Annotated in this window: 1 protein-coding gene; it reads right to left on the bottom strand. The window is 62.0% G+C overall.

What is annotated here, in order from left to right; translation table 11 throughout:
- On the bottom strand, positions 1–597 hold a 597-nt coding region (locus tag AC1DZC_RS20160), incomplete at both ends, for a LysR family transcriptional regulator (protein WP_477044518.1).

The raw sequence follows: 597 nt of genomic DNA, 5'->3' as shown, positions 1-597 counted from the left end.
AGCCAATCCCGCCATTCCTGGTCGCAATCTTCGTGCAGCAGGGTTTGCCGGAGCAGCGCCGCTGGCGCTTTCACAGCGCCGTCCAGGCGCGCCAGATAGCCGGGGCTTGCTACCGGAAATACCGGAGGCCGCGCTATTTCCAGTGCCCGTAGCCCATGGCGGATCTTCCCTTCGTCGCCGGTTCTCAAATAGCGGACATCTGCATCGGCCTCGTTCGTGTTGAAATCGGGTGGACGGTCCGACGGCCTGAATTCAATTTCGATTTCAGGGTTTTGCCTGGTGAATTCGGCGAGTTTCCGCCCCAGCCAATGATAAGCGAGACCCGGAGCGCACCAGAGTATCAGATTTTTCTTGTCGCGCGTGCGCAAGGTTGCGGTGGCATCGGCGATCTCGCGAAGAGCCCCGCTGACGCGGGCATGATAGGTCGCGCCATCGGGTGTCAGCCGGTAGCTGCCGCCCGTTCGGTCTATGAGGGCGGTGCCGAGGCTCTCCTCCAGGCCCCGGAGATGCCGGCTCACAATCGCCGGATCCACGCCGATATGTTGCGCCGTTTTTCGGATCCCGCCTTCGCGCCCAAATACCTCGAAGGCCTTAAGC

This window comes from Cellulomonas sp. P2_B4 (genome assembly GCF_056404795.1).
Note: the sequence above shows the minus strand (reverse complement) of the source record. Positions and strands in the feature narration are given on the sequence as shown.